Raw genomic sequence first — 17,226 nt, 5'->3', positions numbered from 1 at the left:
CAAAAAAACCTGTTTCGGGGCAATCTTTTCTCGCTTTCACTGCGGAAAACCCCTATGCTACGCCCCATGGCACAACCCTCCAAACTGTACCGGTTTCGGATTGATCTTTCCGACATCGACCGCGGTATTTATGAACAGCTTGATTTCCGTCTGGCGATGCATCCGTCGGAATCCATGCCCTATTTGCTGACGCGGGCTCTGGCTTATGCCTGCAACGTTACCGAGGGTCTGGAGTTTTCCGCACAGGGTTTGGGTGATCCCGAGTCCGCAGCCCTCAGCCACAGTGATGCCACCAGCGGCAGAACTCTTTTGTGGATAGAAATTGGAAATCCCAGTCCGAAAAAACTGCACAAGGCTTCAAAAGCCGCGCAAGCCGTCAAGGTTTATACGTACAAAGACGCCTCCCAGATACTGCGCGATTGTGAAAAAGAAAATGTGCACCAACCCGAAAAAATTGAAATCTGGCAGTTGGATGACAAATTTCTGACAGCCCTGGGGGAAGAAAGCTCTCGTGAGTTCCGCTTTGGCTTGATGGTGCAGGACGGTTCGCTGACCGTCTCCCGCGGCGAAGAAATTCTGAACAGTGAATTTAAAAGGTACTATCTGAAAGATCCCGCATGAACAGCGAAAGCCCTTTGAAAATCATCTATCAGGATGAAAACTTTTTTGCGATCGACAAGCCGTCAGGATTCTTTGTGCATCCGCCGGAGCTGTCTCCGTATCCCGTTCCCAAAGAACGCATTTGCCTGTGGCACTTGCGCAAGATGTTCAGAAAAGACGTCTTTCCGGTGCATCGTCTGGATGCGCCGACCAGCGGGATTGTCCTGTTTGCGATGAGCCGTCAGGATGCGCGCGAACTCAATTTTCTTTTTGCGGAACGCCGGATGCATAAAACCTATCATGCCGTGGTACGCGGTTTTGTGCCCGCGTCCGGCAGCATCGACTTGCCTCTGGAAGTCGATGAAGGACAAAGCATTGTCGAAGCCCAAACGGTGTTTCACAGTCTGGCACAAGTGGAACTTCCCTATGCAGTAGGTAAAAAATATCCGACTTCACGCTACTCTCTGGTTCAGGCTCATCCGGTGACCGGCCGCTGGCATCAGATTCGTCGTCATTTTGACCGCATTGCGCACCCGCTGTTGGGAGACATCGAACACGGTGATTCTCATCACAATCGCTTCTTCAGAGACACTTTAAACATCAAAGGACTGTGTTTGAAGGCAACCAAGATCGAAATGGACAGCCCGTGGAACGGAAAACCCGTCGTCATTGAGGCTCCGCCGTGTGAAAAATGGGATCAAATTCATAAGCTGTTCTCTTGGCAGCCTCCAACATGAAGCCGATGCAATTTGCCTAAAAAACACCGCCCTTGTAATATCACAGACAAATGGCGAACAAAGCGGATCTTCCATCCATCACATCGAACAACTCCAATTACGAATCCCTGGATTTGGCTGTTCGAAAAATTGATCTTATCTATCGCCAAAGCATCAATGGCGTGATCGTTATTTTCGCCAATGCCGCCGCCTTTCTGTATATTTCCTGGAACAATGTATCTCATGCCTTTTCCCTGACTTGGGTGGCGGTACTGCTTACTTCCGTGTTGATTCGCCTGTCCATGTTGTATCGCTGGAAACGCGTAAAACCCACCTTGCGCCACGTGGATGAAACTCACTTCTGGCATCGCGCCATGTGCGGACTGCTGCTGGTTTCCGGTCTTTGTTGGGCGGCGGTGGGTTTGGTGGCGCCTTTTGGTTCGACCACCCAGCAGATTCTGACCGCCCTTCTGGTGTGTTCGATGTCTGCAGGGGCCATGATCACTTATGTGTCTTCACGAGTCGCCATGATGTGTGTGGTGGCACCGGCAATGCTGGGTTGGGGAATTGGGTATGTGACATCGGGACAACCCCATCATCTGCTGGTGGGAATGCTGGTGATGGTGTACTGCGGTCTGATGATTGTCATGGGTAAAAACCTGAATCAGGCGATCATCAAACTTCTGACCATGGACACCAGGCTGCAAAAGAATGAAGAACATCTGCGCATGTCCATGGCATCTTCCGATGCTTTGACCTGGGACTGGGACATGGCGACGGACAGTCTGCACTGCGAAGGAAATGCCTCGTTGTTCCCCGATGGCACTGAACAACTGAAAGCTTTGCTGAAAGAAAATCGTCACGCCACTCTGGAGCTTGATACAGAGGCGATCTTGACCGACACCTTTGGCTCCGCCCGCCACGTGGCTTTGAAGGGGCGCTTCTATCGCAACCCCGACAATGTTCCTTACCGTGCCACTGGGATTGCCTGGGACATCACCACGAAACGCAATGAAGAGCTTTTGCGCCGTGAACGCGATCTGCACGAAGCGGCCAACAATGCAAAATCCGTTTTGCTTGCCAACGCCAGCCACGAAATTCGCACTCCGCTGGCGGCCATTCTGGGATTTGCCGACACCCTTTTGCGCAATCCGCATCTGGATGAACAAAGCCGCCGGGATGTTCAGTCCATCCACCGCCAGGGGAACTTTATGGCCTCTTTGGTGAATGATCTGCTGGATCTTTCAAAAATTGAAACCAACCGCCTGTACATCCAAAAAGCCCCGATGAATCCCGCGCGGGAACTGGAAGACTCTTTAAGTGTCATTCGGTCGGCTCTGGAAGATCAAAAACATGACATCCAGATTTACTATGAATCCCAGATCCCTGAAATCATCGAATCGGATTCGGTGCGCTTCCGTCAGGTGCTGATCAACCTTTTATCCAATGCCGTGAAGTTCACCCATGAAGGAACGATCACCGTGCGCGTGGCTTTCTATTCAGACATGAACAACAGCGGGCATCTGACAATTTCTGTGACAGACACCGGGATGGGCATGGATGAGGCCACTCAAAAAAACCTGTTCCAGCCTTTTGTGCGCGGGGAAAGTGCCGAGGTTCAGCGCGTGCAGGGCTCGGGTTTGGGGTTGGCCCTTTCAGAACGTCTGGCGCGCATGATGAACGGCCGTCTGCGCCTGGTGAATTCGGAACTGGGCAAAGGCAGCACCTTTGAACTTTCCCTGAATGTCGGACCGGTGCAAAATCTGAAACTTGTGGCCCCTTCCAAACACAAGATCCAGGCTTTGGACCGCGTGAAGATCGCAAAGGAAACCGGCTTCCTGAAAGACCGCCGGGTCCTGGTGGTGGACGATTCTGAAGATTTGCGTGTGCTGATGAACCGCTATCTGAAAAAGCAAGGTGCCGACGTCGACACCGCTGAAAACGGAGAGGAAGCCGTCAACAAAGCCATGGCCAACCCTTTTGATGTTATTCTGATGGATATCAAAATGCCGGTCATGGACGGCTATAAGGCCACCACCCAGCTTCGGACCAAGGGTTACACCCGTCCGATTGTGGCCCTGACCGCGCAAGCCAGCGTGGAAGGTCAGAAAAAATCGATGGAGTACGGATTCGACGGATACTTAAGCAAACCCGTCGACATGAACCTGCTGAACGATATTCTGACCCGGGTGCAAGGGCCACTGAATTAAAGTTCCGCATCACGCAAAGACTGTTGTTTTGAAAAATCCAGACTGAGCACACGTTTTAACTCGGCCCGATCCAGGGGTTTTTGCAGATACCCGTCAAACCCCGCAGCCAGACATTTTTCCCGATCCCCCTTCATCGCATGGGCTGTCAAAGCCACAATGGGTCCACGATAGCCTTGTGTGCGCAGTTTTTTAAGCGCCTGAAAGCCATCCATCTCGGGCATCTGAATGTCCATCAGAATCAGACTGAAGGGTTTCTCCAGCGCCTTGCGCACAGCTTCGGCCCCGTTGGCAGCCGTCTGGATGCGGTTTTCCGGAATCCCTGCGCGGATGATAAATCTTTTAAAAAGTTCCCGATTATCCATGGCATCGTCCACCACAAGAATGGTTTCCACCTTGCGGGAAGATGCCGGGATGGAGTCGGTGGAGGTCTTTGGCACATACACACGTTGAGTCCCTGTGACCTCTTTGCCTAAAATGGAAATCAGGAAGCTGCTGCCGATCCCCGCGGAACTGGTGTTCAAAATCACATCCCCGCCCAGCAGACGCGCAAGTTTTCTGGACAGAAACAGCCCCAGCCCCGTTCCCCCAAAACGCCGCGTGGTGGAACTGTCGGCCTGGGAAAATGGTTGAAATAAATTGTTTCGCTGTTCAGCGGAAATCCCGATGCCCGTATCAGTGACCAGGAATTCGATGCGTTGATGTCCATCGCGGCGCCTGCCGTTGCGCGAGCGGGCCTCCATTTCGACGTACCCGGAATCGGTGAACTTGATGGCGTTTCCGATCACATTAATCAGAATCTGGCGCAGCCGGGTGGGATCAGACTGAATCTTTTGCGGCAAGGACCCCAGACGCAGTCGCAGCTCAATTCCCTTTTCCTCGGCCCGGCCACGCAGCAGATGAATCACATCATGCAAAAGATCCGGCAGATCAAAGACAATGCTTTCAATCTGAATGCGCTCGGATTCCACTTTCGAAATATCCAAAATCTCATCCACGATATGCAGCAGTTGCTGCCCGTTGCGCAGCACTGTCTCGACGGCTTCTTTCTGTTCTTCGCGCAAACTTTCATCTTCTTTCAGAATTTCAGCAAACCCCAGCATCGCCCCCAGCGGAGTGCGAATCTCGTGACTGACATTGGCCAGGAACGCCGTCTTGGCCCGGCTGGCCTCCTGCGCCCGATAATAAAGCCGGGAATTTTCAATCAACACCGCCAGCCGCCGGCCAATTTCTTCGGCCATACTTTGATCAATCGGAGAAAAGTGCCGGCCGGGCGTGGTCGAAATCAGGCTGATAACCCCCAGTGGTTTTTCATCCCGCAACAGGATCGGCACGGTCATAAAGGCTTCCGCATGAATCGGGCGTTCCGTCAGCGCGGCCTCGGGACCGAAAGCGGATTTCAAAAACTGGTCCAAATCGACTCCGTTGATGATTTCTGTTTTGCGCGATCGAATCACACTGGCCGCCCCATAAGTGCCGTCCCAGCGCATCGGAAACTTTTCCCGCCAGCTCTGAATAAAGTCGCTGTCTTCGGAATTCTTGGCGGCGATCTGGGTGTGGGAAATCTCAAGCCCCTCTTCATCCATCAGATCCACTATGCAAATGTCCGCCAAAGTCGGAATCGATTTTTCAGTGAAGGCTTTTAAAATATTATCCAGATCAAATGACTGGGTCATGGCGAAGGTCAGATCCGACAAAAAACCCATCTGCTGGGCACGAAGTTCAGCCGCACTGCGGGCGATTTGCTCTTTCACCAGAATGGCGCGCTGTCTTTCCGCTTTTTTCAGTTCAGTGATGTCCTCGGAAGCACCCAGCAAGTACTGAGGCCGTCCTTCTTTGTCAAAGACCGGAATCTTGCGCGTGTGCAGATAACGTACGCCGCGGGTGGTGTTGATTTCCTCTTCGGGAATGTCGACAATTTTTGATTCCTTTAAAACATCACGGTCTTTCGCAGTAAAAAAATCAGCCTGTTCCTTGGGAAATAAATCATAGTCATTTTTCCCAATCAGCTCAGACCGGGGAATACCGATCAGATCCTCACCCGCCTTGTTGAAGCGGACGAAACGCAGATCCCGGGCATCCTTGACAAATATCATGTTCGGCATGTTTTCAAAAATGGCCGACAGAAAAGACTCTGATTCCACCAATTGCCGGGTGCGTTCAGCCACGCGCTCTTCCAACAGAACTTTGGCCTCCTCAAGTTTTCTTTCGCTTTCTTTTTGTTCCGTGATGTCCTGAACCAGAGTGATCACAGTGCCGTCTTCAAACATCGTCAGACCCAGGCGCACCGCCACCAGATGTCCGTCTGTATGAATATACTCCTTTTCAAAAACCGGAACAGAACGCTGGGTTTTCAGAAGCTCTGCGACCTTCAGGCTCTGCTCCAGATACTTGGGATGGGTCAGGGTTTTCCAATTCAGCCTCCCCGCCTTCAGGTCTTCACGGGTATAGCCGACCATTTCCAAAAAATAGTCGTTCGCAGCCAGGATCTGACCGTTCATGTCCGTGGAAAGGATGCCCACCATTTTTGAATCAAAAATGGTCTGATAGCGACGTAACAGTTGATTGTTCTGTTCCTGTTCTGCTGGCATCAAAGCTCCCTACCCTATGGTAAAAGAGCTTCCCGCAACCGTCATCGCCCCCTCAAAAGGCTGTCAACAATCACGGTTCATCCAGAAAGGACTGCAGATGTTTCGCGTAAAAATCTTTTGATTCCGGGGCCACCCAGCGCAAAGCCTCTTGGGCGCTTTTGCGTGCGGCGGAGAGCTGCCCCAGAGCGGCCTGTGCCATTGTCAAATTATACCAGGCCACGGCAGATTCCGGTTGCAGGGATGTGGCTTTCTGCAAATGACTGATGGCTTCTGAATACTGTTTTCGCGAATAATGAATGTTTCCCAGCCCCACATAAGCCGCCAAACTTTGCGGCCAGCGTGCCAGAATACTTTGATAGGACTTTTCAGCTTCGGCACTTTTTCCGACTGATTCCAACGCCGCCGCCGCCGTAACGTGCGCTCGTTCAGACGCCGTGACCGACAACTGGCCCGGAGGCAGCACCACCAACCCCCAATAATCCCCAAGCTTCCAGGAGCGCTCAAATTTACGAATGTCCCAGCGTTTTCCCGCTTCCGGTCCGGAGTGCATGATCACTTCTTCGCTGCCGGGATCAAAGCCGTAGACGATGGCATAATGCCATTGGGGAAGCCAGCTTAACGCCAGATTTTCAAAAACGATCACCGGATGCCCGGCCCGCACTTCGCGCAGCAGATTCTGCACACCCGTCACCGGCAAGGCCATCATACCCTGACGACGGGCGCCGCTTATCATGTCTGTTTGCAAACTGCCTTTCATTCCCGGCGTGTAGACCTGGGAGGTCACCGTCGACACAGACACACGGCTTCCCGCCCACTGCAAAGCCATGGTGAGTGTCGCCGGGCCACAATGGCCTGCGCTTTGTTCAACAAACGGCACACCGGCTATTTCTGTTTTTTGCGGAACCAACGAATACAGATTCAACGAATCCACCTGCGGAGTTGTGCTGGCACAACCCGCAGTCAGCAGCAAAATTCCTGTTATCTGCCAGATGAATTTCATCTTAGATTCGCTTAATCAGGAAGATGATCAAAACCACAATGAGGATGGTCACCAGAATGTCGCCTCCGGCCTTGGCTTCCTGAACTTGTTTTGAAAGGTCATTCAGCTCGGCCACGGACAAGCTGGCCAAACGCTCAGACGCCTCGGCAGGCGAAAGGCCGCGTTGAATCAGGGCTGCCTGAACATCCTCGCGGCTCAGGAAATCCTGCACCTGAGCTGTGGCCTCCTCCCGGTTCAGCTCTTCAATCAGCGTCGTGGTGGGAATCATGCGGTTGACCTCGGCGAAGGCCACGGCTGGCGCCTGGGAAATGAATGCCGCCATGGAAAGCGCACAAACTGATTTAAAAGGTTTAGAAAACAACATAGAGCAACCTCCTTGTTCAGTCCTATTATACTAAATTCCCCTGCAAAGAGCGGCAAAGATCCCCGCAGTAATTTGCGAAGTGGCAATAAGTCGTTTTTCAGAGGGGAATCGTCAAAAGAATCGACAAAAAACGGAAATCAGTTTCTCTGTCAGAGACGTGCTATTCTTAAGTCCATGATCAAGGAACTATGGCATTCATTCCCACGTTTATTGGAACAAAAGATCAATGCCCTGCTGGACGAGGCGGAACCCACTCCGGCCAAAGCCTTTCAGCTATATAAAACCTGCCAGAATGAAGGTCTGTGGAACGAGTCCTTTGAAAAGTTCTCGGACCGTCTGGAAGATTTTTTTGCCATCGCCCGCAGCGAACGCCGCAAATCCCATATGGATCAACTGCTCGACCGCCCGATGAGCATGGCCGTATATGAAGGTTTTCATCTGAATTTCCGCAGCGGTCTGGTGAACAGTCATTCAGTCATGAACATTGTCAGTTGGGCCCATAATCTGATGCGTCTGGGACATAAAACGGACAGCGCGGTGATTTCCAAGGATGTCCTTGGCAAGACCCTGCACTATATCACTCACCCGCCGTTTTTTGAAAAAGCCGAAAACATTGATTTCGATGATTTTTGCGCAGCCTGGAAAAAAACCGTATTCAGCCTGTTCGGAAAAAAGCACGACGCTGAATTTAATGCCATCGTAAACGAACTGCGCTGGCTGAACACTCAGCTAAAAAGTGAAGAGCAGGCGATCAAAAAGACCGGCTTTGTGCCGACCATCTATCTGACTCAGACAGAAATCGACTGGACCGAAGCCGTCGAAAAAGCCGTGACCCTGAACCGCGAAATCCCAAAATTCCCGCTCTCACGAGGGCCGGAAAAACAAAGGCTGATAGATCTGGTCCGAACTATCAGCCTTTATAAAATCGTGCAAACAAGCAAGCATCCGGAGTTTTCAGAGCAGCGGGATAAAATCCGCGCCACCATCCTGGATCGCTGTGCCTCGCTGTTGCGGGAATGTGCCCGTTAAAGACCGGCCGGAGATATGCGATAAACCGCGTCTCCGGTGATCTGATTGTCGGTGGTGGCAACCACACAGGCAAAGACCACTTCATTCTTTTCGTTGATATCGATATCCCCGGCAAATCCCGGGAAGTCTTTTCTTTGCAGAATCTGTCCCGGCCCCAGATCCGTCGGGATGCTGTCCCCCTCGCCGATCAGGCGTTTGATACCGTCCTTGGAGGCCACATAGATGCCGCGCAAGCCTTTTTCATTTTTCGCACGGAAGGCCACCACCCCGTTGGAATTCACTTTCGGAGAGAACAGCTCAAGTTCTGAGATTCCGTTTTGGCCTTCGCTAACCAGTGCCGTCTGGCTGCCATTTTCCCAAAGGATCAGTGACTTGGCGTTGTTCTTGTCATACCCCACGAAAGCCACCAGGCCGTTTTGAGCCATGGTCACTCCGTTACCAAACCCAGTGAATGGAGAATTCACGTCGCCCTTGTTGTCCTGAGCCACGATGATCTTGTCATATCCCTGCGGCGTTGGCTTAACCAGCAGGATCTGATCGGATTGCTCGTTGCCGATTTCACCGCGTTCACCCACACGAACTTTGAACGCCCAGTGCTTTTTATCATTCACGGCAGGTTTGAACAAATACGCCGAGGGAACTTCAAAGTTCTTCTGACCTTCCCGGGCAACGGTTTTCAGGCCGCCATTAACTTCATAAAAGCCGCGCTCAAACTCGGTGTCCATGCCTCTGAAAACGGAAGTGCCGTCATTCAGGGTTTGAACATAAGCCATAAAGACCATTTTATTGGCAGGACCTGATAATTTCTCGACGGTTGTTCCTGACTTCGTGTCGAACACGAAAAGACCGTCACTCATCACCTCGGTGTATGGGCTGAAGGTGATTTCTCCACGATCATTCACCGTCGGATCAGAAACATAGCGGTCTTCCGGGGCTACATAGACAACCTGCCATTTGCTTTCATTCCTGGCCTTGTACCACACCGCCTGATTCGGGGTACCATCCACGGCCATCAGCTTGAAAGTCACATCGCCATGGTTATTGATGGAAGGTGACGTGTTGCTGAGGTAAGTCAACGGCGGCAGGTTGTATGCGTTTCGATAGTGTGCACGCACCTGCATCTCGGGCGCTTGATAGGAAGGCAAAGCCCAGCAGGAACTCGCCACAAAGAACAAAGACAATCCCAGTGTTTTCATAGAAACTCCATTTTCCATGAAAATCATATGTCAAAAAACTGCTACAAAGCAAAGATGTTCCAGTCTTTCAGGTTGTATTTCTTAAGAATCTTTTCCAGCTTTCCTGACGCGCGGTGAGTCTCGAACCACTGATTCAGGATCAGCGGAAGTCCCCCGTGCTCAGGATCTTTCGGGTGCCCCACAAGCACCAGCGCATTATAGCCCGCCAAAGACGTGGGTTGAATTTCAAAGCTCAGCAACTGCCGGCGCAGCATATTGTAGCGAAGGACATTATAGTCCCCCAAAGCAAGATCCACGCGTCTTTCGGCAATCAACTTGGTCATGCGGTCGCCGATTTCACCGCCGGAAATTTTAAGAGACCGATTGAAATCCGACGGCGGGAGGTGCATCGGGTTTTCATGGGCCAACTGAGCAAAGACGATGCGTTTATCGGCCAGCGAATCCGAATCCACCAGTTGAAGCTTCACCCCCGGCGTGAACAGGGCTCCGGCCAGACTCATCCCCAGCTTGGGCCCCACAATGCGCAGATCCGGTGTGTAGCGAACCTTTGAAATAGGACTGATCACAAAGTGAACCTGCTGACTTTGCAAAGCCGGCAGCAGCTTTTCACTGGGCAGGCTGACAATCTCCACTTTCAGATTGTTTTCCTTCGCAGCGCTTTCAAGAATATCATAAAGATATCCCGACCATCCTGCCGGGCCCATTTCGCAAAGATACGGGCAAGACGGAGTCAGACCCACTTTGATGACAGCGCCCCTTTTTAGCTTCCCGACCTTGGCCTCTTTGATAAGCAGATCGCGCAAAGACTGGAAGCGGACCTTTTCTGTCGGCCGCCCCATCCAGCCGGGATAATCTTTCAGGGATTCCGATGTCACCGGAAATGTGGGAATGAATTTCACCGGCTCCACTTTGCCTGACTGGAAAAAATGCATCATGGTTCGCGCGGTTTCCCGCCCCAGCTCTCCGCAGAACTGAGCCGAATCAATCACCGTCATTTTTTTGTTTTTGATATTTTCAATCGAGGCCGGATCCCCGTCCACGGTCGCATGAACAAGTTTTTTATGCCCTTCATCCCACAGGGTTTTCACAATAATCAACCCACCGCCATCATTGTTGGTGAATATCACATCCACACTGCCGCGCTTGAATTTCTTCAGATATTCCTGCGCCGCCTTCAGACCCCCGACCGGCTCCACCGCTTCAAAATGCCCGAGCACGGAGAACTTGCGGTTGCGACTGCGAAGGGCATCAAAAAAACCATCCATGCGCTCAACGGTCGCAGACACCCGGAAGTATTCAAACGGCACAATCCTCAGAACCTTTTCCGGAGGAAATTGACTGTCGATGTAAAGACCATTGTCCCATCCGGCCTGATAGTTGTCGCTGCTGATGTAGGAGGTCATTTTGGCATTGACGACATACTGGTCATAGACAAAGACCGGAATATTTTTACGGTTGGCATCCTGAACCCCACGACTGAGAATTGTGATATCGGCAGGCTGGAGGACGATAGCATCCGGCGCGGATTTCACGGCCTGATCCAGTTGCTCGATTTGTCTGAGCAATCCCTCACGACCTTCCCCCGCCACATAGGGAGTCAATTTTATTTTGTTTTCCTCGTTGGCCTTATTGTACGCATTGATCTCTTCTTCAAACCCCTCGCGCATTGCAACCTGGCCGGGAATCTTCATGCTCCAATACAAAACCGCCACGTTGTAGGTACGGGCCTGACTGACTGCGGAAGCCAGAAAAAGAAATGTAAAAAAGGAAAGAGCTAGGGTGTTCACACACTGATTCTATAAATCGTGCTTCGGTTCCACCAGCTCTCACCTTGTGGACGTCTTGATGATTTCGCAAACTTAATCAGCAGGAGTGCTGATACTCAAAGGACTCACATCAAAACACGAGTTAACTCACATCGTATAGAAAAACTCTTCTTTGACAATTTTGCCGTCCTTCACTGTATACAGGGCGACCTCTTCCATTTTTATCCGCTTGTTGGTTTTCTTCTCGGTCGCGTCCATTTTATAATGAACTGCAAACCGATCTCCGAATGGAAAAGGACCTTCCACTTCAATTCCGTGCATTTCCATCTGCTCGTCAAAGTCCTTGTTCTTTTTGCGGATCGCCTCCAAGCCCCGCATCTTGCTGGGCATGCCTGGCATGTCCATGGCCTCGTGGCTTTCAATGTCGGGCGAATACAGCTCGTCAATGGCCTTCATGTTGTCGCCCTTCTTGCAAAGTTCAACCAGCTTCTTACCTACGTTTAAAGTTGCGTTTGATTCCACAATTCCTCCTGGGAAGTTTGTGGGAACTATAATCCCCCCGCCCGTCATCTAAACAAATATGTATCTGAACATCGTTCCTGTTTTTCCGCCCATGGAACATTTCTCTTGCCAACTGTTACGGTCATCGACACTCTTGATGTCGAGCAACACGCCTGTATACGGCGCCGCTTTGATTGACCTCTTTTTGAACGTTGACTGGTATAGGTAAATTGAAGAATGAACGCACAACCTAAAAAGACTCGCTCGCACTTTAAAAAAGATGGCGACGAAAAAACCAATGGCATGACCACATCTGTGACACCCGCCCCAGCCCCCAACTTGGCCTCTGTGTTCAAATAGTGGACAATCCTTTTTTCCATCATTGCTGTTTCCAATGTAGAAACAGGCAATTACTGACTTCCTGTCTAGAGACTGAAGGCTGTCAAAACAATGGGCCCTGTAGTCCCCCTATATTCACGGAAGCACTCGGCACAGCTTTGCAATAGGACTTTTCTGGAGAGAGGGGGATGCATGCGTAAACGCTATATCGCGCTGATCGTCGCGGCTTTCATTGTGGCAATTATACTGACTCGTCCGAAGTGGAATGTCGAGGCTGAGCCCAGAGGATCGGCAGCGGGAAGTTCCCCTGCTATTGAACATGCTCCTTTACGCGAAGGAGATGAGAAGGCCAATGGTTTTGACACTTCCATGGAGGCCCATGAGAGTGTCCCAGAATTAGACGCCGACTATGACACTCACAAATGGTCTTCCTGGCTTAAGGCAGGCCAGGAGACCTCTTTGTAAAATCACTTGGAAACGACGTTGGTGAGGCTTTCGGCCTCACCTTTCGTGATCAGGATGTCGTCCTCCAGACGAACCCCGCCAAAGGACTTCCACTTTTCTGCCTCGGACCACTGAATGTGGTCTTTGTATTTTTCGCGGATTTCCTGATCTTCGATAAAGGCGCGGGCGAAATAACAACCCGGTTCAACAGTGATCAGATAGTTTTCTTTCAATTCCAGATCCACGCGCAATCGTGCGCCATAGTATCTTTGTGGATTCAAGTTTTCTGGATGACCCGTGTCGCGCACTTTCAGACCCACCAGGTGCCCCACGCCGTGAGGATAGAACACGGAAATCGCACCGGATTCCAAAGCCGCATCCACCGAGCTTTTCCAGATCCCCCACTGCTGCAAACCTTCCGCAATCACGCGGGCGGATTTCATATGCACGTCACGCCACTGCGTGCCCGGACGGCACATCGCCACTGAGGCCTTGTAGGCTTCGTGAACCAGATCATAGACGTCTTTTTGTTGCGGGGTGAATTTGCCATCGACCGCATAGACACGCGTGATATCAACACAATAGTCTTCCACGTCAGCACCGGCATCGACTAGAACCAACTCTCCGGAAGCGACTTTCTTTTTGGTCGGCACTGCGTGCAGAATTGCTGCATTTTCACCACTGCCCACGATCGAGCCATAAGGCATCTTGTCAGCACCCGCCATCAGCACGGCATTTTCATAGTGAAGTTGCAGTTCACGTTCCGTGATTCCCGGACGCAGGGCATTTTGCAGTGCCTGATAGCCTTTGTTCGCCATATCCGCAATCTGACGAATCAGCTGAACTTCGTGGGAATCTTTGCAACGACGAACCTGATCCAGCCTGATGGAAAGTTCGCGGGTTTCGGCTTCAAAGGTCTTTTCAGAAGTCTGCCCCAGATGGAAGACACGCTTGTACGCCCCACACTGCAGTTTCTTTTGCAAATCCACCAGAGTGCTTTCACATTCGAAATTGCCTTCCGCACCTTCCCAGACGATATCCACGGGACTGAGCGGGCGCTGATGTTCGATCCAGCCTTCGCTCAGGGAATAAGCCATCACACCCTCATCACGGCGATGTCCGGTCAGCCAGAAATAGGACGGATGAGGAAGGAAATCATACGTCTGATCCAGACCACCAGGCTTCTGGACCGCTTCACCACTGTGAACCAGAACCAGATCCTGTGGCCCCAGCAGGCTTTTCCACGCTTCAGCGACTTTGCCCTGACGGGTTTTATATACATTTTCAGCAAACAGCATAAACGACCACCTCTAAAACAAAGGCAGCCTTGAGGCTGCCTTCATCGTTTGATTTTCTTATTTCTTAGTGACTGGAAGCGAGTTCAACAACCCGGTTGAACACCAAGGCCCCTGGTTGGGAGTCCTTGCTGTCCAGGCAGAAGTAACCCACACGCTCGAACTGGTAGCGGTTTTCAAGTTTTGCGTCTTTCAAACCTTTTTCCAGTTTCGCGTTTTTGATCACCTTCAAAGAGTTCGGATTCAGATTAACTTTGAAATCCTGACCTTCCGGCACGTTTTCCGGATCTGCCACTTTGAACAGACGCTCGTACACACGCACTTCCGCATCCACACAATCCGTCGCAGAAACCCAGTGAACGATACCTTTCACCTTACGGCCATCGGCTGTCGGTTTGCCACCCAAAGTCACCGGATCGTATTCACAGCGAAGCTCAACAATTTTACCGGCAGCATCCTTGATCACGTCCTTGCACTTGATCACATAAGCATTGCGCAGACGAACTTCCTTGCCCGGAGACAAACGGAAGTAATCATCCGGTGGATTTTCCATGAAGTCCGCCGCATCGATGTACACTTCTTTGGTGAACGGCAAAGAGCGGTTCCCCAGCTCTGTGTTCTTCGGATGCACAGATGTTTCGATAAACTCTTTATGGCCGTCCGGAAGATTCTCGATCACAACTTTGATCGGATCCAGAACCGCCATTGCACGATGAGCTGTTTCATCCAGATGATCGCGCACACAGCTTTCCAGAATATCGTATTCGATGATGCTTTCAGATTTCGCCACACCAATGCGTTTTGCAAAACGACGGATGGATTCCGGAGTATAACCACGACGGCGAACACCGGAAATGGTTGGCATGCGCGGATCATCCCATCCCGAAACCAGCTTTTCTTTCACCAGTTGCAAAAGTTTGCGTTTGCTCATCACCAGGTAAGTCATGTTCATGCGCGCAAACTCATACTGATGAGGTTCGGCCGGCACCGGCACATTCTGAACGCACCAGTCATAGAACGGACGGTGATCCTGGAACTCCAAAGTACAGATGGAATGCGTGATATGCTCCATCGCATCGGACAACGGGTGAGCATAGTCGTACATCGGATAAATGCACCACTTGTCACCCGTACGGTGGTGATGCGCCTTGCGAATACGGTACAACAACGGATCACGCATGTTCATGTTCGGTGACTGCATGTCGATCTTCGCACGCAGAATATGCTGACCTTCCTCGAACTCCCCGGCACGCATGCGGCGGAACAGATCCAGGTTTTCTTCAACAGAACGATTGCGGAAAGGAGAGTCCTTGCCCGGAGTCGTGAAGTCTCCGCGGTTCTTGCGCACTTCTTCTTCGTTCTGGGAATCCACATAGGCTTTCCCGTCTTTGATCAACTGTTCAGCCCACTGATAGATCTGTTCAAAGTAATCAGACGCATAGTAAAGGTGCTCACCCCAGTCAAAGCCCAGCCATTTGACATCTTCCTGGATGGATTCAACGTACTCAGTTTCTTCAGTTTCCGGATTGGTGTCGTCAAAGCGCAAATGGCAGCGACCCTGGTATTCCTGAGCCAGACCAAAATTCAAACAGATCGACTTGGCGTGACCCAGGTGCAGGTATCCGTTCGGCTCTGGCGGGAAGCGTGTGACCACTTCGCCTTTGACTTTGCCAGTCTCAAGGTCTTTTTCGATGATTTGTTTCAGGAAATTAGGCGCATCTACAGGTGTTTTATTGGGCTTGCTCATAGTGTACCAGTACACTCCGCGCCCTGATTTCTGTCAAGTCTGGGAGGGTCTTAACTGGCTCTGAAAAAGTCCGAAAGCCCCCCTGCTGCTATGCGCAAGTTAGCGCTTTTTTACTCCCATGGATTTCGCGTATCCAGACTTGCCTTTGGCGTCTTTAAAACGAGTGGTGGAACCAACCCGAGGTTTCCCCATATGCTGGGTCTTTTTCTCCAGCGAAGGAGGCTTGTTTCCATCAAGAGCCGCCATCAAACGACCGTCCCGTTCGGTGACCAGATTCACCACCAGCCCCGGACGACCTGCGCGCGCCGTACGCCCCGCCCGGTGCAGATAATTTTCCATCTCTTTCGGCAAATGATAGTTGATGACGCGAGCGATATTGGACACATCCAGCCCCCGACCGGCAAGGTCCGTGGCCACCAACAGATCGACCTGACCCTCGCGGAACTTCTTCAGGTTCGTGCGACGTTCGTTTTTATCCATTTCACCGCGATAAACCACGCAGGCATATCCCTTGTCCGTCAATTCTTTGGCAATCTTGTCACACTGTTCACGGGTGTTGGCGAAAACAATGGTGCCCCCGTCCACTTTCTGCGACAGAACTTTTTCAAACAACGGCCAGCGCTTGCCATCCTCGACCGTCAGATTTTTGGTTTTCAAAGTGGAAACGACTTTGCCACTGTTCTTGCTGCGAATGACTTCCGCTTTCGCGAATAAATCATTCATCAGCTTTTCCACGGTTTTGGAAACCGTGGCGGAAAACAGCGCCAGGTTCACGTCTTCAGGACAGCAGTCGACAATGCGGTTGGTATCAGGCAAGAATCCCTGATCCAGCATTTGATCGGCCTCATCAAAAACCAGAAATCGCACATCACGCAAACTGATCAGATCCCGGCTCAGCATCTGCACCAGGCGCCCCGGCGTCGCCAGCAGAACTTCAAAGGTTCCGGAGGTGTTGCGACGGGCTTGCTCCAGACTCATCCCGCCCAGGGCCGGGCGCACGCGCAGTCTTGTATCGTGAGTCATGGATTTAAAGACCTTGGCGACCTGTTCCCCCAGTTCACGGGACGGCACCATGACCACTGCGCGAGGTGCGTTTTCCTCTTTCACCGGATCACCGGATTCTTCCAAAGACTTCAGATAATTCAAAATCGGCAGGACATACGCCAAAGTTTTGCCGCTTCCCGTTTCAGAAACACCGACCACCGCCTGATGGCTCATGATCAACGGAATCGCCTGCTTTTGAATCTCCGTCGGTTTGGAAATCTTCAAAGTCTTAAGGGTTTTCAAAAGAGACGGCAGCAGCTCAAAATCAGCAAAGGTATTCATTGGGAAACTCCGGGATAAAACGAGGGACCACTATAGCTTATTTCGCCCTGGAAGAACACCACAATGGCAAAAGCCCCCTGCCGGAGCATCGGCACCCACCGAACC

Annotated in this window: 15 protein-coding genes; 6 read left to right on the top strand and 9 right to left on the bottom strand. The window is 51.5% G+C overall.

Going from position 1 to position 17,226, the window contains the following annotated elements; translation table 11 throughout:
* Window positions 1–66: 66 nt before the first annotated feature.
* Genes ACZ520_RS06330 through ACZ520_RS06320 form a run of 3 tightly spaced genes read left to right on the top strand, consistent with a single transcriptional unit; the run spans window position 67 to window position 3,526 of the window.
* Entirely contained in the window at window positions 67–621 is a 555-nt protein-coding gene (locus ACZ520_RS06330; protein WP_088565687.1) for a YaeQ family protein, read from the top strand.
* Entirely contained in the window at window positions 618–1,337 is a 720-nt protein-coding gene (locus ACZ520_RS06325) for a pseudouridine synthase (RefSeq protein ID WP_374032507.1), read from the top strand. Before ACZ520_RS06330 ends, ACZ520_RS06325 begins: the two co-directional genes overlap by 4 nt.
* A 50-nt stretch (window positions 1,338–1,387) precedes the next feature.
* Window positions 1,388–3,526, top strand: coding sequence for a hybrid sensor histidine kinase/response regulator (locus ACZ520_RS06320; protein WP_374032506.1), 2,139 nt, complete (start codon window positions 1,388–1,390; stop codon window positions 3,524–3,526).
* On the opposite strand, the gene ACZ520_RS06315 is transcribed toward ACZ520_RS06320, so the two are convergent.
* The 3 genes from ACZ520_RS06315 to ACZ520_RS06305 all read right to left on the bottom strand — a co-directional run bounded on the left by ACZ520_RS06315 (window position 3,523) and on the right by ACZ520_RS06305 (window position 7,478).
* Complete coding sequence (locus ACZ520_RS06315; protein WP_464127785.1) at window positions 3,523–6,114, bottom strand: PAS domain S-box protein; 2,592 nt, start codon at window positions 6,112–6,114, stop codon at window positions 3,523–3,525. The genes ACZ520_RS06320 and ACZ520_RS06315 overlap by 4 nt on opposite strands.
* Before the next feature lie 70 nt (window positions 6,115–6,184).
* Complete coding sequence (locus ACZ520_RS06310; RefSeq protein ID WP_464127784.1) at window positions 6,185–7,114, bottom strand: PA2778 family cysteine peptidase; 930 nt, start codon at window positions 7,112–7,114, stop codon at window positions 6,185–6,187.
* Window position 7,115: 1 nt separating this feature from the next.
* Window positions 7,116–7,478, bottom strand: coding sequence for a PA2779 family protein (locus ACZ520_RS06305; RefSeq protein ID WP_088565692.1), 363 nt, complete (start codon window positions 7,476–7,478; stop codon window positions 7,116–7,118).
* A 174-nt stretch (window positions 7,479–7,652) separates the two neighbouring features.
* Here ACZ520_RS06305 and ACZ520_RS06300 point away from each other — a divergent pair, with 174 nt between their 5' ends.
* Window positions 7,653–8,507, top strand: coding sequence for a hypothetical protein (locus ACZ520_RS06300; RefSeq protein WP_198298005.1), 855 nt, complete (start codon window positions 7,653–7,655; stop codon window positions 8,505–8,507).
* Here the strand turns inward: ACZ520_RS06300 and ACZ520_RS06295 are convergent.
* The 3 genes from ACZ520_RS06295 to ACZ520_RS06285 form a co-directional block, all read right to left on the bottom strand.
* The gene (locus ACZ520_RS06295; protein ID WP_464127783.1) at window positions 8,504–9,703 is read right to left on the bottom strand and encodes a DUF7453 family protein; all 1,200 of its coding nucleotides are present in this window, start codon (window positions 9,701–9,703) and stop codon (window positions 8,504–8,506) included. The two genes, ACZ520_RS06300 and ACZ520_RS06295, sit on opposite strands and share 4 nt — an antisense overlap.
* Before the next feature lie 41 nt (window positions 9,704–9,744).
* Window positions 9,745–11,490 carry a substrate-binding domain-containing protein gene (locus ACZ520_RS06290; RefSeq protein ID WP_464127782.1) on the bottom strand — a complete coding sequence of 582 codons (1,746 nt, stop codon included), beginning with the start codon at window positions 11,488–11,490 and terminating at the stop codon, window positions 9,745–9,747.
* Between the two features lie 126 nt (window positions 11,491–11,616).
* Window positions 11,617–11,991: a SnoaL-like domain-containing protein gene (locus tag ACZ520_RS06285; RefSeq protein WP_416481022.1), complete on the bottom strand. Its 375-nt coding sequence runs from the start codon at window positions 11,989–11,991 to the stop codon at window positions 11,617–11,619.
* A gap of 216 nt (window positions 11,992–12,207) precedes the next feature.
* Between ACZ520_RS06285 and ACZ520_RS06280 the strand changes: the two genes are divergently transcribed.
* Together ACZ520_RS06280 and ACZ520_RS06275 are read left to right on the top strand one after the other, a co-directional pair.
* Entirely contained in the window at window positions 12,208–12,330 is a 123-nt protein-coding gene (locus ACZ520_RS06280) for a hypothetical protein (RefSeq protein WP_464127781.1), read from the top strand.
* A gap of 171 nt (window positions 12,331–12,501) precedes the next feature.
* Window positions 12,502–12,774 (top strand): hypothetical protein, encoded by a 273-nt coding sequence (locus tag ACZ520_RS06275; protein ID WP_088565697.1) that lies wholly within the window; start codon window positions 12,502–12,504, stop codon window positions 12,772–12,774.
* 2 nt (window positions 12,775–12,776) lie between these two features.
* Here the strand turns inward: ACZ520_RS06275 and ACZ520_RS06270 are convergent, their stop codons facing one another.
* The 3 genes from ACZ520_RS06270 to ACZ520_RS06260 all read right to left on the bottom strand — a co-directional run bounded on the left by ACZ520_RS06270 (window position 12,777) and on the right by ACZ520_RS06260 (window position 17,121).
* Entirely contained in the window at window positions 12,777–14,051 is a 1,275-nt protein-coding gene (locus ACZ520_RS06270; RefSeq protein ID WP_464127780.1) for a M24 family metallopeptidase, read from the bottom strand.
* A gap of 64 nt (window positions 14,052–14,115) precedes the next feature.
* Window positions 14,116–15,795, bottom strand: coding sequence for a glutamine--tRNA ligase/YqeY domain fusion protein (locus ACZ520_RS06265; RefSeq protein WP_464127779.1), 1,680 nt, complete (start codon window positions 15,793–15,795; stop codon window positions 14,116–14,118).
* A 99-nt stretch (window positions 15,796–15,894) separates the two neighbouring features.
* Window positions 15,895–17,121: a DEAD/DEAH box helicase gene (locus ACZ520_RS06260; protein ID WP_464127778.1), complete on the bottom strand. Its 1,227-nt coding sequence runs from the start codon at window positions 17,119–17,121 to the stop codon at window positions 15,895–15,897.
* Between the last annotated feature and the right edge of the window lie 105 nt (window positions 17,122–17,226).

It is taken from the genome of Bdellovibrio sp. BIS2 (assembly GCF_055398295.1).
Note: the sequence above shows the minus strand (reverse complement) of the source record. Positions and strands in the feature narration are given on the sequence as shown.

Excerpts from the sequence above, each read along its gene's own strand:
- ACZ520_RS06295 (WP_464127783.1), bottom strand. The coding sequence starts at position 9,703 with ATGAAAACACTGGGATTGTCTTTGTTCTTTGTGGCGAGTTCCTGCTGG.
- ACZ520_RS06320 (WP_374032506.1), top strand. The coding sequence starts at position 1,388 with ATGGCGAACAAAGCGGATCTTCCATCCATCACATCGAACAACTCCAAT.
- ACZ520_RS06305 (WP_088565692.1), bottom strand. The coding sequence starts at position 7,478 with ATGTTGTTTTCTAAACCTTTTAAATCAGTTTGTGCGCTTTCCATGGCG.
- ACZ520_RS06300 (WP_198298005.1), top strand. The coding sequence starts at position 7,653 with ATGATCAAGGAACTATGGCATTCATTCCCACGTTTATTGGAACAAAAG.
- ACZ520_RS06310 (WP_464127784.1), bottom strand. The coding sequence starts at position 7,114 with ATGAAATTCATCTGGCAGATAACAGGAATTTTGCTGCTGACTGCGGGT.
- ACZ520_RS06325 (WP_374032507.1), top strand. The coding sequence starts at position 618 with ATGAACAGCGAAAGCCCTTTGAAAATCATCTATCAGGATGAAAACTTT.
- ACZ520_RS06315 (WP_464127785.1), bottom strand. The coding sequence starts at position 6,114 with ATGCCAGCAGAACAGGAACAGAACAATCAACTGTTACGTCGCTATCAG.
- ACZ520_RS06270 (WP_464127780.1), bottom strand. The coding sequence starts at position 14,051 with ATGCTGTTTGCTGAAAATGTATATAAAACCCGTCAGGGCAAAGTCGCT.
- ACZ520_RS06330 (WP_088565687.1), top strand. The coding sequence starts at position 67 with ATGGCACAACCCTCCAAACTGTACCGGTTTCGGATTGATCTTTCCGAC.
- ACZ520_RS06265 (WP_464127779.1), bottom strand. The coding sequence starts at position 15,795 with ATGAGCAAGCCCAATAAAACACCTGTAGATGCGCCTAATTTCCTGAAA.
- ACZ520_RS06280 (WP_464127781.1), top strand. The coding sequence starts at position 12,208 with ATGAACGCACAACCTAAAAAGACTCGCTCGCACTTTAAAAAAGATGGC.
- ACZ520_RS06275 (WP_088565697.1), top strand. The coding sequence starts at position 12,502 with ATGCGTAAACGCTATATCGCGCTGATCGTCGCGGCTTTCATTGTGGCA.
- ACZ520_RS06260 (WP_464127778.1), bottom strand. The coding sequence starts at position 17,121 with ATGAATACCTTTGCTGATTTTGAGCTGCTGCCGTCTCTTTTGAAAACC.